The organism is Streptomyces sp. NBRC 109706, from assembly GCF_000974485.1.
Taxonomy (GTDB): domain Bacteria; phylum Actinomycetota; class Actinomycetes; order Streptomycetales; family Streptomycetaceae; genus Streptomyces.
Genome location: NZ_BBOM01000014.1, coordinates 130,877 through 145,414, shown reverse-complemented (window position 1 = coordinate 145,414; position 14,538 = coordinate 130,877). Strand labels below are relative to the sequence as shown.

15 protein-coding genes are annotated in these 14,538 nt (G+C 75.2%); 4 read left to right on the top strand and 11 right to left on the bottom strand.

The annotated features are described in order from the left end of the window. The first annotated feature begins 156 nt into the window (after positions 1 to 156). Together AOM46_RS30290 and AOM46_RS30285 are read left to right on the top strand one after the other, a co-directional pair. Complete coding sequence (locus tag AOM46_RS30290) at positions 157 to 693, top strand: ATP-binding protein (protein ID WP_062217787.1); 537 nt, start codon at positions 157 to 159, stop codon at positions 691 to 693. A 10-nt stretch (positions 694 to 703) separates the two neighbouring features. After that, entirely contained in the window at positions 704 to 1,138 is a 435-nt protein-coding gene (locus AOM46_RS30285) for a hypothetical protein (protein WP_062217784.1), read from the top strand. On the opposite strand, the gene AOM46_RS30280 is transcribed toward AOM46_RS30285, so the two are convergent. Continuing rightward, a complete protein-coding gene (locus AOM46_RS30280; protein ID WP_062217978.1) occupies positions 1,135 to 2,070 on the bottom strand; it encodes an ADP-ribosylglycohydrolase family protein in 936 nt (311 codons plus the stop codon). The genes AOM46_RS30285 and AOM46_RS30280 overlap by 4 nt on opposite strands. A gap of 89 nt (positions 2,071 to 2,159) precedes the next feature. Between AOM46_RS30280 and AOM46_RS30275 the strand changes: the two genes are divergently transcribed. Next, positions 2,160 to 3,182, top strand: coding sequence for an MsnO8 family LLM class oxidoreductase (locus AOM46_RS30275; protein ID WP_062217781.1), 1,023 nt, complete (start codon positions 2,160 to 2,162; stop codon positions 3,180 to 3,182). On the opposite strand, the gene AOM46_RS30270 is transcribed toward AOM46_RS30275, so the two are convergent. From AOM46_RS30270 to xylB, 6 genes are all read right to left on the bottom strand, one after another. Next, positions 3,179 to 4,495 carry a carboxyl transferase domain-containing protein gene (locus AOM46_RS30270; RefSeq protein WP_062217777.1) on the bottom strand — a complete coding sequence of 439 codons (1,317 nt, stop codon included), beginning with the start codon at positions 4,493 to 4,495 and terminating at the stop codon, positions 3,179 to 3,181. The genes AOM46_RS30275 and AOM46_RS30270 overlap by 4 nt on opposite strands. Next, positions 4,492 to 5,943, bottom strand: coding sequence for an acyl-CoA synthetase (locus AOM46_RS30265; protein WP_062217774.1), 1,452 nt, complete (start codon positions 5,941 to 5,943; stop codon positions 4,492 to 4,494). The genes AOM46_RS30270 and AOM46_RS30265 overlap by 4 nt, the downstream gene beginning before the upstream one ends. Before the next feature lie 64 nt (positions 5,944 to 6,007). After that, the gene (locus tag AOM46_RS30260) at positions 6,008 to 6,778 is read right to left on the bottom strand and encodes a DUF4239 domain-containing protein (RefSeq protein WP_062217771.1); all 771 of its coding nucleotides are present in this window, start codon (positions 6,776 to 6,778) and stop codon (positions 6,008 to 6,010) included. Between the two features lie 9 nt (positions 6,779 to 6,787). Further along, positions 6,788 to 7,417 carry a hypothetical protein gene (locus tag AOM46_RS30255; RefSeq protein ID WP_158920793.1) on the bottom strand — a complete coding sequence of 210 codons (630 nt, stop codon included), beginning with the start codon at positions 7,415 to 7,417 and terminating at the stop codon, positions 6,788 to 6,790. A gap of 135 nt (positions 7,418 to 7,552) precedes the next feature. After that, positions 7,553 to 8,794 carry an ROK family transcriptional regulator gene (locus AOM46_RS30250; protein ID WP_062217765.1) on the bottom strand — a complete coding sequence of 414 codons (1,242 nt, stop codon included), beginning with the start codon at positions 8,792 to 8,794 and terminating at the stop codon, positions 7,553 to 7,555. A gap of 30 nt (positions 8,795 to 8,824) precedes the next feature. Continuing rightward, positions 8,825 to 10,258, bottom strand: coding sequence for a xylulokinase (gene xylB, locus AOM46_RS30245; RefSeq protein WP_062217762.1), 1,434 nt, complete (start codon positions 10,256 to 10,258; stop codon positions 8,825 to 8,827). A gap of 109 nt (positions 10,259 to 10,367) precedes the next feature. Between xylB and xylA the strand changes: the two genes are divergently transcribed. Next, on the top strand, positions 10,368 to 11,540 hold the full coding sequence (xylA, locus tag AOM46_RS30240) for a xylose isomerase (protein ID WP_062217759.1): 1,173 nt from the start codon (positions 10,368 to 10,370) through the stop codon (positions 11,538 to 11,540). A 57-nt stretch (positions 11,541 to 11,597) separates the two neighbouring features. Here xylA and AOM46_RS30235 read toward each other — a convergent pair whose 3' ends face one another. From AOM46_RS30235 to AOM46_RS30220, 4 genes are all read right to left on the bottom strand, one after another. Continuing rightward, positions 11,598 to 11,999: a VOC family protein gene (locus tag AOM46_RS30235; RefSeq protein WP_062217756.1), complete on the bottom strand. Its 402-nt coding sequence runs from the start codon at positions 11,997 to 11,999 to the stop codon at positions 11,598 to 11,600. Positions 12,000 to 12,070: 71 nt separating this feature from the next. After that, the gene (locus tag AOM46_RS30230) at positions 12,071 to 12,934 is read right to left on the bottom strand and encodes a DMT family transporter (protein WP_267887834.1); all 864 of its coding nucleotides are present in this window, start codon (positions 12,932 to 12,934) and stop codon (positions 12,071 to 12,073) included. 289 nt (positions 12,935 to 13,223) lie between these two features. After that, positions 13,224 to 14,063, bottom strand: a complete 840-nt coding sequence (locus tag AOM46_RS30225) for an alpha/beta fold hydrolase (RefSeq protein ID WP_062217749.1) — start codon at positions 14,061 to 14,063, stop codon at positions 13,224 to 13,226. 111 nt (positions 14,064 to 14,174) lie between these two features. After that, positions 14,175 to 14,489, bottom strand: a complete 315-nt coding sequence (locus tag AOM46_RS30220) for a hypothetical protein (protein WP_234314123.1) — start codon at positions 14,487 to 14,489, stop codon at positions 14,175 to 14,177. Positions 14,490 to 14,538 lie beyond the last annotated feature (49 nt).

Sequence of the window (14,538 nt, the reverse complement as noted above, 5' to 3'; positions counted from 1 at the left end):
ATTGCAACTTACCTGTTGCGGACTGAACTTGGCAGTGTCAGAGTGGCAGAGAGCGTTTACTCATGGCTTGACTCGCGACCGGCATCGGGCAGCGGATGTTCCGTCGTCCCCCCGATCCGGTCATGCGGGAGCATTCAGCAGAGAAAGGCAGCAGCCATGGCCCCCCTCGCCGCCACGGCCCTCCAGCGTTCCCCGCGTCCCGCTCGGGCCGCCCGTGGTGAGATCGGCTTCTCACTCCCCGCCGAACTCAGAACCCCCCGCTGGGCCCGCCACCGGGTCCGCGTCACCCTCGCCGCCTGGGGCGTGGCCGCCGAGGCGGCCGAGACGGTGGAGCTGGTGATATCCGAACTGGCCACCAACGCCGTCCGCCACACCGCCACCACCACCCTCAGATGTCGCCTGCTGGACACCGCCGACCGGCTCCTCGTCGAGGTCACCGGCGAACACACCGGCGCGAAGGACCCGCAGCGTCGCGACGCCGGCACCGACGACGAGGGCGGACGCGGTCTCGCCCTGGTCGAGGCCCTCAGCATCCGCTGGGGCGTCACCACCGCCGGCCATGGCACCGCCCAGTGCGTCTGGGCCGAACTCCCGCGTGTGCCCGCGGAGTTCAGCCCGGTGGGCGATCCCGCCCCGACAACCGGGAGAGCCCCGGGGCAGCGCGCCGCCCCAGCCGCCGAACGAAGGTCCTGACGGCCGCCTCATGACGCAGATAACCCTCCCCTCAGCCGTCACCCCCGCCCGCCGGCCCCGCCATCTGCATCTGGTCAGGAGCGGCCCGAGCTGGCTGGACGGCGATGTGGTCGAAGTCCCCGAGGAACACGGCCGCCGCGTCCTCTCCGGACTCCCACGCCCCGGCGCCATCTTCGGCATCGGCCCCAGCTGGTGGTGGCCCGTGCCCACCGGCTCCCAGACCGGACTCCACTGGCCGGAGCCCGTCCGCTACCTCACCGACGTCCGACTCCCCGTCACCGCCGCCCCCGAATGGGCCGGCGACGGGCTGTGGACACCCCAACTGGTCCACTGGCCCGGCCACGGTGCCCCCTACACCCACCCGCTCTTCCTCTTCATCGCCCTCTGCCGCCTCGCCGGCGTCGACCCCGTCTCCACCGGCGCCGCCGACCTCACGGCGAACTAGTCCCCACGGCGCCGCGCCTGAAGGGCGTCCACCCACTCCGGCAGTGGCTCGCACCGCGCGCGCCATTCGGCGGGTACCCCGTCGAGTCCGGTGCGCGCCCCGACCACGCCACCCGTGATCGCGCAGGTGGTGTCGATATCGCCCAGCCCCTCCGCCGTGGTCCACAGCGCGTCCGTCAGACTGTCCGGATGCCGGGCGGCCGACCACAGGGCGAACGGCACCGTGTCGTCCGCCCGCATCAGGACGCCGTTCCCCAACACCTCGGCGGCCGCCGCCGGCGGCGTCTTCGCCGGCAGCGCGGCGGCCCGCGCCAGCCCGTCGCGCACCGCCCCCGGCGGGGTGTGCGCGGCGATATCGCGCAGCCACGCGGGGCCGCCGGCCGCCGGCCCCGCCGTCGCGGCCAGCGCGGCCGCCACGGTCACCGCCACCGCTCCCGCCACCGCCTCCGGATGCGTGTGGGTCACCCGCGCCGCCCGGCCCGCCCGCGCCACCGCCCGCGGCAGATCGCGGTGGAGCAGCGCCCCCAACGGGGCGGCCCGCATCGCCGCCCCGTTGCCCAGGCTGCCCTCCCCGCCGAACAGCGCCGACGAACGGGTCCGCCAACTCGCCGGCTCCCGCGCCAACTCCGGCAGCAGCGTGTGCATCCCCGAGGCGTAGCCGCGCCCCGGATCGGCCGCATAGGTCTCGCCGAACTCCCGCGCCAACTCGTCCGAGGTGAAATCGCCGCCCGGCACGGCCACCCGCAGCAGGGCGAGCGCCAGCGCGGTGTCGTCGGTCCAGGGCCAGCGGGGCGCGGCCGGCGTGGTCCTGGACCGGATCAGGGGAAGGGGGTCGTCCGCCGAGCGGAGCACAGCGAACCAGGTCTGTCCGAAGGCGTCTCCCAGCGCGAGCCCGCGCAGACTGGCCAGCGCCGCCGCCGTCGTGTCCGTCATCGCACCATGGTGCGTGCCCGACGGCGCGCTGGCCAGCCGCTCGGCCGGCACAGGGGAATCCCGCACCGCGCGTCCGTTGTTAGCGGGGCGTGAGCACCTATCCCGAACTGTCCCGCGTGCGCTGGTCCGTGCTGGACCGCGCGCTGATCCGCCAGGGCCAGGAGCCCGCCGAGGCGCTGCGCGCGACGGTGGCCTTCGCCCGGGACGCCGAGGCGCTGGGCTACCACCGGTTCTGGGTGGCCGAGCACCACGCCGTGCCGGGCGTCGCCGGCTCGGCGCCCACCGTCCTGGCCGCCGCCGTCGCCTCCGCCACCTCCCGGATCCGGGTGGGCACCGGCGGGGTGATGCTGCCCAACCACCGGCCGCTGGTGGTCGCCGAGCAGTTCGGCGTGCTGGCCGCGCTCTTCCCCGGCCGGATCGACATGGGCTTCGGCCGCTCCCTCGGCTTCACCGGAGCCGTCCGCCGCGCCCTCGGCGTGGAGCGCGCGAGCAGCGACGACTTCGCCGAGCGGCTGACCGAGGTGCTGGACTACTTCGCCGGCACGGGCCCGGTGCGCGCCCAGCCGGCCCAGGGCCTCACGGTGCCCGCCTTCGTGCTGGCCGGCGGCGCCGGCGTCGACACCGCCGCCGATCTCGGGCTGCCCCTGGTGCTGGCCGTCTCCGCCGACCGTGACCGCACCCGCGCCGCCGCCGAGCGCTACCGCGCCCGCTTCACCCCCGGCCGGCAGGGCGGCGGACCCCATCTGACGCTGGCCGCCAACGTCGCCGTCGCGGCCACCGCCGAGGCCGCCGAACGCCGCCAACTCCCCGAGGCATGGGCCGTGGTGCACTCCCGCACCCGGGGCGACTTCCCGCCGCTCGACGCCCCGGACACGGTGCTCGCCCGGCGGCTCTCCGGCCGCGAACGGGAGTATCTGGACGCCGCGCGCGCCGGCCAGATCCACGGCGACGAACCCACCGTGGCCCGTGCGCTGACCCGGCTGATCGACGCCACCGAACCGGACGAGATGCTGCTGACCCTCGCCACCCACGGCGAGGAGGAACGCCTCGACTCCTACCGCAGGCTGGCCCACATCGCCGGCCTCCGCACCGACGCCGTCGTGCCGGGCTAGGGCGCGACCACGCCTCGGGCCAGGCCCAGGTCCACCAGGTCCTGGGGGCGCAGCCGCAGCAGCTCCGCCACCTCGGCGGCCTCCGACGGGTCCCGTTTCAGGACGGCGGCGGCCGACTCCGGTGGCAGCACCGAGTAGTAGCTCTCCGCCGTGACCCAGGTCCGCCCGGGCGCGGTCAGCGCCGCCGCGCCACCCGAGCCGCCCTCGCCGACCAGCAGCGTGGTCACCGGAAGCCGGCTCGCGGCCATGGCGGTGAACGTCTCGGCGATGGCCGCGCCCACCCCGTCGCGTTCGGCGGCCGCGTCGTTCGCCGCGCCCCGCGTGTCCACCAGCGTCAACACCGGGATGCCCAGCCGGTCGGCCAGCCGCAGCAGCCGGACGGCAGCCCGGAACCCGGCCGGTGTGGTCGGCGTGCCGCGCTGCGCGACATAGCCGACCGAGCGCGCGGAGCGCTCCCCGAAGCCGATCGAGAGACCGGGATCGGTGCTGGCCAGCGGCGCCAACCCGGTGAAGTGCGCCCGCAGATACGCCTCGGCGTCCGGCCGTCCCGGCGCCCTGGCGGCGCGCACCGCCTGCCAGCCGGTGGCCGGCGGCACGGCGGCGCGCACCGCGCGCGGGGGGTCCACCGGGCCGCGCGCCGGCCGGGTCAGCAGCCGCAGCCAACGGGCCACCGTCGCCGGCAGCTCCGCCCGCGTCACGATGCCGTCCAGATGCCCGCCGGCCAGCTGCGCCTCGGCGGTGTAGGCGGCCGGATCGGCGTCCGCCGGACGCACCCGGGCACCGGAGAACCCGACCTGCACCCCCGGCAGCGCCAACCGCACATCGGCGCCCGCGCCCAGCGTCACCCAACCGCCGCCCGTCACCGGACCGACCAGCACCGCGAGATGGGGCAGCCCGGCCTCGCGCAGCCGCACCATCCCGCCGGCGATGCCCTGGAGTTGGGTGAGCGCGTGCATGCCCTCCTGCACCCGGGTGCCGCCGGACGCCAGCACCGACACCACCGGCAGCCCCAGATCCCGCGCGGTCCGCAGCGCGCCGGCGATCCGCTCCCCGGCGCGCCATCCGATGGAGCCGCCCAGATACGCGAACTCGAACGTGATCAGCACCGCCTCCGCGTCGCCCACCCGGCCGACGGCGCACCGCACCGCCTCCGTCGCGCCGCTGCGGGCGGCGGCGCGCTCCCTGCCCGCGTCGTACCCCGGCCAGCCGAGCGGCCCGTCGGGCGGCCCGACCGACTCCCGGGCGGGCAGCGCGACATGGCCGGGCGCCAGCAGGTCGAGCGCGGCGCGCGCGGAGAGCGGCGGCTGGCTCACACCAGCTCCCGCTTCAGCACCTTGCCCAGCTCGTTGCGGGGGAGCGCGGCCAGGAACCGCACCTCCCTGGGCCGCTTGTGGGCCGCCAGCTGACCCACCACATGGTCGCTCAACTCATCAAGCGACGGCGGGCTCTCGGGGTCGCGCGGCACCACCCAGGCGATGACCCGCTCCCCGAGATCCGGATCGGGCCCGGCCGTCACCGCCGCCTCGGCGACCGCCGGATGGGCCAGCAGGACGTTCTCGATCTCGCCGGCGCCGATCTTGTAGCCGCCGCTCTTGATCAGATCGGTGGACTTGCGGCCGACGATCCGATAGCCGCCGGTGGAGTCCCGGGTGGCCATGTCGCCGGTGCGGAACCAGCCGTCCGCGTCGAACGCCTCGGCGGTGGCGTCCGGCCGGTTGAGGTAGCCGCTGAACAGGTTGGGCCCGCGCACCTGGATCTCGCCGACGGAGTCATGCGCCGCCAACGGCCGGCCGTCCTCGTCCACCAGCCGCACCTCGACCCCGGGCAGCGCCACCCCGACCGTGCCGGTCGCCGGGGGGCCGTCCGCCCGGACGCTGGTGTTCATCAACGTCTCCGACATGCCGTAGCGTTCCACGATCCGGCGGCCGGTGGCGGCCCACAGCCGCTCGTGGTCCGGCAGCGGCAGCGGCGCCGAGCCGGAGACCAACAGCCGGGCGCCGGCGAGCGCTTCGGCCAGCGCCCGGTCCGTCTCGACGGCCTCCGCCAGCCGGTGGTACATGGTCGGCACCCCGAACAGCACCGTGCCGCCGTCCGACAGCGCGTCCCGCACCCCGGCGGTCGAGAACCGGCCGAGATGGCGCACCGTCCCGCCGCGCCGCAGCGGCCCCAGCACCCCGAGCACCAGACCGTGCACATGGAACAGCGGCAGCCCGTGCACCACCTCGTCGTCGGCCGTCCACTGCCAGGCGTCGGCCAGCGCGTCCAGGGTGGCGGCCACCGCGCGGTGCGAGACCAGCACGCCCTTGGGCGGCCCGGTGGTGCCCGAGGTGTAGACGATCAGCGCCGGAAGCTCAGGGTCCACGACGGCCGCCGGTGCCGCCGGCGCCGTGTCCGGCGGGGTCAGCGGCACCTCGAACGCCGCCAACCCGGCCAGCGCCGGCGGCAGTTCGACGCCGGGCGGGGTCAGGACCAGACTGGGCTCGCTGTCGCCCAGGACATGGGCCAACTCGCGGGCGCCGCTCTTCGGGTTGATCGGCACCACCGGAACGCCCGCCAGCAGCGCGCCCACCACCCCGACCGCGGTATGCGCCGTCGGGGTGGCCCACACCGCCACCCGGGACTGGTCCCGCAACTCGCCGGCCACCGCGTGGGCCAGCGAGCGCAGCGTCGGGAAGTCGATGGTCCGGTCCGTGGTCTGGTCCGTGAAACGCAGCGCGGGCTTGGCCGGCGGGGCGTCCAAAGCCGGGAACAGGGAGCTCATCTGCCTCATGCTATAAGGGCGGGACGCGGACCCGACCGGGGTGCGCCACCGGCCGGCCGCCCGCTCAGCCCTCCCCGGTGGCGTGCGGGAAGAGCGTCCTGAACGCCTCCGCCGAATCGCCGAGCGCCCGCGCGTAGGGGGCGTCGAAGTGCCAGATCAGGAAGAGCAGAAAGGCGATCAGGGCACTGAACAGGCCGGCCAGCAGCAACTCCCGTGCCGACCGCTGGATCTGCAGGGTGAAGACCAGGCCGACCGTCACCACGGCGCCGGCGATCAGCCCGAACCAGACCACGGCCGGCATGGTGGACTCGGCGCTCTGCCCGCGCCCGACCCGTGCCTCCTGGACGGCCGCCGCCTCGTCCATCAGCCCCTGGTAGGCCGTGATCTCGCGCACCGTGGTGGGCTCCAGCGCGGCCACCGACTCCCGCAGTCCGACGAGCAACGCGTCGCCCTCCTCGGTGAGTTCCCTGTTGTCGAGCATCAGGGGCCATTCGACGTCCACGGTATGGGTGACATAGGCGTCGATCTCGGCGGTGATCGCCGCGCCGGACTCCTCGGGGAAGCCGGCGGCGCGTTCCGTCATCTCGTGCAGCGCCTGCGCCTCCTGGCGCACCCACTCCTCGGCGGCCGAGCGTTCCTCCCAGACCCCGGCGATGGCCAGGCCCAGCACGATGGCGTAGACCACGCCGATCATCATCGTCATGTACTCGATGACATCGGGCGTCTCGGTGGGGTCGTCCTCCCCGCCCACGCGGCGCTGACGCACCACGGCGACCAGCAGGACCACGGAGCAGGTGGCGACGACGGTGAGGCTGAGAACCAGCCATTCGGACATGGGGAACTCCTAGGCGGGGCCGGAACGGGACCGGGAACGGGGGCGGAGCACGGCGGCGGCCAGCACGGCCGGCACCACGACCAACACCAACTGGCTCACCAACGAGCCGCCGCTCGTGGGGGGTTGGCGGGCGGGGAAGGTGTGGGAGAGGGCGGCGTGCAGCGCCAGGGCCCGATCGGCCGGCGGGCTCGACGGGGGCGCGCCGGGCGCCTCGTCCGGCTCGCGAGGCTCCTCGGAAGCTTCGGGATCCTCGGGGCCCGCGGGGTCTTCGGGGCTTCCGGGGTCCGCCGGCCCGTCGGCCACCGGGGGCGGGGGCACGGGCGGCGATACCGCCGGCGGCCCCTGGGGCAATGGCAGCGCGGGACCGGTCGGCGGCGTCGACGGCCCGGCGGGCGGGGGCGTCGGCACCGGGGGAGGCTCCGGCGGGGGAGTGGGGTCGGCCGGATCGGTGGGCGCGGGCGGCGGCCAGGGCCAGGGCGGAAGGGGGTCGTCGCACTCCCCGAAGACCTCGTCGCCCGCCACCGCGCAGGAGTCACTCCGGCCGGCGGCCTCCGCCGTACCGCCGCCGGCCGCGGCCGTCAGCAGCACCACCCCGGCGACCCGGGCGGCCACCCGCCGCGCTCGCTGTCCTCTTGTCACAGAAGTGATCCTGTGACTCAGAGATAGGCCATGTGGGGGATCGGGGCACTTTTCGCCGGATCTGGTGAATCGGGTACGCACGCCGGTCCCAGGCCCGATCTCCCGTACGGACCAAGGGCGTTGGGGCCGGCTGGGTCAGCGCGGCCGACCGGCGAGCAGGGCGGCGGGGTGGTCGAGGGCGGTGCGCACCGCAAGACCGGCCGCCCCCACCAGGGGCCCGTCGGGGCCCAGCGGCGAAGCGGTCACCGGCACCGGGGTGTCCCGCCCGCCGGCGGCCACCGCCGTGCGTCGCGCCAACTCCCGGCGCAGCGGCGGCAGCAGCCAGGGCGCCAGCCGGGTGAGGGTGCCGCCGATCACCACCCGCCGGCAGTCCAGCAGGTTGACCGCGCCCGACAGCGCGATGCCCAACGCGGTGCCGGCCCGTCGCACGGCGCGCAGCGCGGTCTCCTCGCCCGCCTCGCAGCGCGCGGTCAACGCGCTCATCCGCACCCCGGGGCCCGGCTCGATACCGGCGGCCCGCAGCACCGCCTCCTCGCCCGCGTAGGTCTCCAGGCAGCCACGTCCCCCGCAGCCGCAGCGCGGCCCCTCGGGGCGCACCGGCACATGCCCCAGCTCGCCGGCGAACCCGTGGGTGCCGCTGAGCAGTTGGCCGTCGACCACCACCGAGGCGCCGATGCCGATCTGCGCCGACACATAGACGAAGCTGTCCGGGCTGCCGGGGCTGCCGGGGCCCTCCGGCAGGGTGGCCTCCGGGGTGTTGCCGGACCACAGCTCGGCCAGCCCGCCCAGGTTGGCCTCGTTGTGCACGGTGACCGGGCCCAGATCGTCCGGCAGCAGCGGCAGCAACTCGGTGTGCTGCCACCCCAGATTGGGCGCGCGCAGCACGGTGCAGCTGTCCCGCAGCACCAGCCCGGGAACGGCGACCGCCAGACCGACCGGGTGCAGGCCCACGCCGGTCGCCTCGGCGCGCGCGCGGCGCGCCAGCCGGCGCAGCACCGTGAGCACCGCGAGCGGGTCGCTGTGCCGGTTGCGGATCTCCTTCTCCACCCGGACCCTGATCTCGCCCCGCAGATCCGCCGCGCAGACCGCCAGATGGTCGACCCCGATCTCGGCCCCGAAGCCGCAGGGCCCCCGGTCGGTCGGCCGCAGCTGGCTGCCCGGGCGCCCCACCGCCCCCGACCGTCCCGGGCCCTCCTCGACCAGCAGCTCCCCGCGCAGCAGCTCGTCCACCAGCGTGGAGACGGCCGCCCTGGTCAGCCCGATCCTGGCGGCCACCGCCGCCCGGGAGAGCGGGCCCTCGGCGGCGAGCGTGTGCAGCACCCGGGAGAGGTTCCGTTGCCGCATCTCGGACTGCGACGGGGGAGCCGGCTGTGCCATGCGTTCTCCTGACCTGGGGCCGATGCGTCGTCAGTGGCGACGCAGCAGCGCGTCGGCGTCCCCGAGGGTGGTGGCCAGCCGCTCCAGCGCCGCCTCGTCCCTGGGCACCGCGTCGAAGGCGGGACCACGCGCGGTGTCCCAGTCCCTGGCGACGGCCGCCGGATCGCGGCCCAGCAGCAGCCCGGCCGCCTGCGCGGCGGCGCCCAGCGCCACCAACTCCTCGGCCACCGGCACCCGCACCGGGCGCCCGGAGAGCCGGCGGACCGTCTCCCGCCAGGCCGTGCCCCGCGCGCCGCCGCCGATCAGCAGGATCGGCTCGGCCGGGTCGGCGCCCTCGTCCAGCACCAGATCCAGGGCCTTGAGCAGCGCGAAGACCGCGCCGTCATAGGCCGCCTGCAGCAGCTGGCCCGGGGTGGTGTCGTGCCGCAGGCCGTGCACCAGGCCGCTGGCGTAGGGCAGATCGGGCGTGCGCTCCCCGTCGAGGAAGGGCAGCACCACGGCCTGGCCGCCCGCCTCCACCGCCTCCCGCTCCAGCCCGAGGAGGGTGGCGAACCGGTCGACGGCCAGCGTGCAGTTGAGCGTGCAGGCCAGAGGGAGGAAGGCGTCGCCCGCGTCGGCGAAGCCGGCGACCGTGCCGCTGGGGTCGGCCGGGCGCCGCCGGGAGACCGCGTAGACCGTGCCCGAGGTGCCCAGGCTGAGCACCGGGCTGCCGGGCGCCAGGCCCAGGCCCAGGGCGCCCGCCATATTGTCCCCGGTGCCGGCGGCGACCGGGACGCCGGCCGGGAGCGGCAGCCCGCCGGTGACCGTGCCGGCCGCCTCGCCGGCGGGGACCACCCGGGGCAACAGCGCGGGATCCAGGCCGACATGGGCCAGGATCTCCTCGTCGTAGCGGCCGGTGGCGGTGGACCACCAGCCGCTGCCCGAGGCGTCGCCCCGGTCGGTGGTGCCGCCCCGCACGGTCCCCCCGGTGAGCCGTCCGGTGAGATAGTCGTGCGGCAGCCGGACCGCGTGGGTCGCCTCAGCGGCGGCCGGCTCGTGCTCCCTGAGCCAGGCCCACTTGGTGACCGTGAACGAGGCGGCCGGTACGCTGCCGACCCGCTGCGCCCAGGCTTCGGGGCCGCCCAACTCGTCCAGCAGACGGTCCCGTTGGGGAGCGGAGCGGGTGTCGTTCCACAGCAGCGCGTTGCGCACGGGGGAGCCGGCCGCGTCCAGTGTCACCAGCCCGTGCTGCTGGCCGGCCACGGCGACGGCGCCGGCCCGGCCCACGGCCTCGCCGCACTGGTCGAGCGCCGCCCGCAGCGCCGACCACCACACCTCGGGATCGCTGTCGTGCTCGGCCGTCACCACATGCGGGGCCTGGCCCCTGGCCACCACCGCCCCGGTGGCCACGTCCACCACCAGCGCCTTGGTGGACTGGGTGGAGCTGTCCACTCCGACGACCAGGGGGCCTTCTGCTGCTGTCATGAGCTTAGGTCCTCTCTGAGGCCACAAGGCTGAGGTCTTCCACAGTTGGGTACTCGCATACTAATTTGTTAACGGCCATGACGAAATACTGGGGAGCCGAGGAGCCGCCATGTCATATCAGCCCACACCCGAGGACAAGTTCAGCTTCGGTCTCTGGACCGTCGGCTGGCAGGGCCGCGACCCGTTCGGCGACGCCACCCGCCCGGTGCTGGACCCGGTCGAGTCGGTCGGCAAGCTCGCCGAACTGGGCGCCTGGGGCGTCACCTTCCACGACGACGACCTGATCCCGTTCGGCGCCTCGGCCAGCGAGCGCGACGGTCACATCAAGCGCTTCCGGCAGGCGCTGGAGAGCACCGGCATCGTGGTGCCCATGGTCACCACCAACCTCTTCACCCACCCGGTGTTCAAGGACGGCGGGTTCACCTCCAACGACCGCGACGTGCGCAGGTTCGCCCTGCGCAAGGTGCTGCGCAACATCGACCTGGCCGCCGAGCTGGGCGCCCAGACCTTTGTCGCCTGGGGCGGCAGGGAAGGCGCCGAGAGCGGCGGCGCCAAGGACGTGCGGGCCGCCCTCGACCGCTTCAAGGAGGCGTTCGACCTGCTCGCCGAGTATGTGGTGAGCCAGGGCTACGACCTCAGGTTCGCCATCGAGCCCAAGCCCAACGAGCCGCGCGGCGACATCCTGCTGCCGACGGTCGGCCACGCGCTGGCCTTCATCGAGCGGCTGGAGCGGCCCGAGCTCTTCGGCGTCAACCCCGAGGTCGGCCACGAGCAGATGGCCGGGCTGAACTTCCCGCACGGGATCGCCCAGGCGCTGTGGTCCGGCAAGCTGTTCCACATCGACCTCAACGGGCAGACCGGCATCAAGTACGACCAGGACCTGCGCTTCGGCGCCGGCGACCTCAGGTCCGCCTTCTGGCTCGTCGACCTCCTGGAGACCGCCGGCTACGCGGGCCCCCGGCACTTCGACTTCAAGCCGCCGCGCACCGAGGACTTCGACGGCGTCTGGGCCTCGGCCGCCGGCTGCATGCGCAACTACCTGATCCTCAAGGAGCGGGCCGCCGCCTTCCGCGCCGACCCCGCCGTCCAGGAGGCGCTGACCGCCGCGCGGCTGGACGAACTGGCCCGGCCGACCCTCGCGGAGGGCGAGACCTTCGAGGCGCTGCTCGCCGACAGGTCCGCCTTCGAGGACTTCGACGCGGACGCCGCCGCCGCGCGCGGCATGGCCTTCGAGGCGCTGGACCAGCTGGCCATGGACCACCTGCTGGGCGTGCGCGGCTGACGCCCCGGTCCTTCCCCCGCCCGCCGGCGGGGGAAGGACCGTTCGCGTGCCGGCCGGTCAGCCGGCGGCGGCCTCCCCGGTGCCGAACAGACAGAACTCGTTGCCCTCCGGATCGGCCAGCACCAGATGGGTCGGGTAGCGCGTCACCACCCGTGCCCCCAGGGCGGCCAGCCGGTCGGCCTCGGCGTCCCGGTCCGCGCAGGTCATGTCCAGATGCACCCGGTTCTTCACCCGCCGGCGCTCGGGGACCCGCTGGCACCACAGCCGGGGCCCGGGGCCCGTCGGCTCGACCAGCACGGTCGGATCGTCCTCCGGATCGGTGATCCCGTTCGCCGCCAGCCGCGCCAACTCGGCGTCGTCGTACGGAGCGACGGCGTAGCCGTCCAGCGCGGCGGCCCAGAAACGGGCCAACGAGGCGGGATGGGCGGCGTCGATGACGATGTCACGGAGTCTGGCCATCCGCCGATGATCCGAGCCCGACGGCCCCGGCGGCAACGGGATTCCGCCCGCCGGGGCCGCCGAACCGTCGCTCAGGCCCGGTCGGTCGACGGCCGGCGCACCGTGAGCGAGGCCAGCCCGAGCGAGATCAGCGCCACCCCGGCCCAGGCCACCGCGCCAAGCCGCTCGCCGACCACGACGACCGCCAACACCGAGGCCACCAGCGGCTCGAACAGACTCAACGTGGTCGCCGTGCTGGTCCGCACCCGGGAGAGCCCGGCGCCGAACAGCACATAGGCCAGACACATCGGGATCACCGCCAGATAGCAGATCACCAGCAGCCCACGCCCCGAGCCGACCAACGCGCCACCGGTCAGCGCGAAGACCGGCAACAGCACCACCGAACCCAGGCCGAAGAGCGCCCCCATCGAGGCGCGCGTCCCGTGCCCCCGGCGGATCAGCCGCGAACCGCAGTAGGCGTAGGCCGCGTAGCCGGCGCCGGAGACCAGCCCCAACACGACGCCGGCCGGCAGCCGTTGGGCCTCGCCGCCGCCATGGCCGCCCAGGACCAGGGCCACACAGCCGAGGCACGCCGCGAAGGTGCCGGCCAGCCAGCGTCGACTCAGCCCGGCGCCCTCCCCCCAGCGCTCCCACAGCGCGGCGAAGACCGGCGCGGTGCCCAGACTGACGACGGTGCCGACGGCCACCCCCGACCAGGCCATGGAGGTGTAGAAGGCGAGCGGGTAGCAGACCACGGCGACGGCGCCGGCGAGGGCCCAGCGCAGCGACGGCCACCCGCCGCGCGCCACCGACCGGAGCGAACGGCCGGCCAGGGCCATGGTGAGGACCCCGCCCAGGCCCATGGTGGCGGCGCCGACGGACAGGGCCGAGGCCCCGGAGGGGGCGAAGCTGGCCGCCGTGCCGGTGGTACCCCACAGCGCGGCGGCGGCCAGCACCAGCCAGGAACCGCCACCGGACGAACGTCCGTCGGAAGGCGGGGCGGCGGTCGTGGGAATCGAAGAGGTGGGGGACGTGGGGGATTGCGAGGACAGGGGAACGGGTCATGCGATCAGGTGTCCTACTCCGTAGCGGTTCCGATGACGGATCGACGGGAGGGCACACTCGGCCGACGCGACCGGCCCGACGGGCGGTCGACGCGGAAGAATGAGGGGTCGAGCCGTGCCCTCAGCGGGCGAACGGCGGGGAAATGCCCCGGTGATGGTGGAACGATCGCATGGCGTTACGTTAGCCGATCGGCGCGGTTCGGCGACACCAGTCCTCCAGGAGGGCGGCCAGGGCGGCGGGGCGCTCCTCGTGCGGGAAGTGGCCGCACTCCGGCCACAGCACCACCGTCGAGGGCGGGGGCGGCGCGGGCAGGGCCCGCTCCCAGGCGGCGGCCTCCGCGCTGGTGTGCACCGCGAGCGCCGGACGGCGCCGCCGGCGTAGCAGCGCCTCGGCGGCCTGGCGCGTGCCCGTGGCGCCTGGTGCCAGATACATCGCCTCGCGGTACTCGGCGAGCACCCCGGCGTCCATGGCGGCGAAGAGGCGGCGGTGACGTTCACCTATCTCGGGCGGGGTCGTCGGGCCGTCGGCCCGGCGCGTGAAACGCTCCGCCCAGCCGGTCGGGTCCCGCAGCAACGCCGTCTGGTCGGCGGCCAGTTCGGCGGCGGTGGCCCGGCCACCGAAGCCGGTGGCCACGGTCACCGAGGCGCGCACCACATCCGGATGCCCGACGGAGAGCGCCGTCACCACCTGGCCGCCCATCGAATGCCCCACGGCCACCACCGGTCCCGGCGCCAACTCCCTGAGCCAGTCGGCGAGATCGTCGGCGACCAGCCGGGGAGCGTGCCGCCCCGGCCACGCCGGCGTCCGGCCGTGCCCCGGCAGATCGGGGACCAGCACCCGGTGCCCGGCGGCCAGCGGCGGCAGCATCGCGGCCCAGTCCTCCCGGTCGCCGCCCCAGCCGTGCACCAGCAGCAGCGGCACCCCACCGGGCCTTCCGCCTCCCGGGGGCCGGCCGGTGTCCACGGCGGCGAACCGCCGGGCGGGACGATCCACGGGACGCTCGGCGGGGGACGGCGGCATGACGGCTCCAGGGGGCTGCTCGACGCCGGCCCCCGAGCGATGAGGCCCCCGGACCAGCCGGCGTGATCGGACGGGACGGAACGGCGGCCCGGCAGCGGCCGGACCACCGGGTCAGGAATCCTCGCCCTTGTTCTTCCGGCGGAACCAACGCCGCTTCTTCGGCTTGTCCTTGCGGGCCTTCTTGCCCCGCTTGTCCCGCCCGGAGCCGTGCACCCAGCCGGCGGGCGGTTCGTCGGAGCGCCAGGGCTGGGGGGACGGGCCGCCGTCCTTCCAGCGCTCACGCAGCATGCGCGTCCTGGCGGTGGGCTCGCGGACCTCGGCTCCGCGTATGAAGCTCTCGTCCAGTACCAGGTTGTCCCAGTCCTCCTCGCGAGGCGCGTCGTCGCCGCCCCGCGGCTCGTCCTGGTCCGAGGGCTCCGTCCCCATGAGCTGCCTCCTGTCCACCGATCGTGCGCGGTGCCCCACGCGAGGTAAA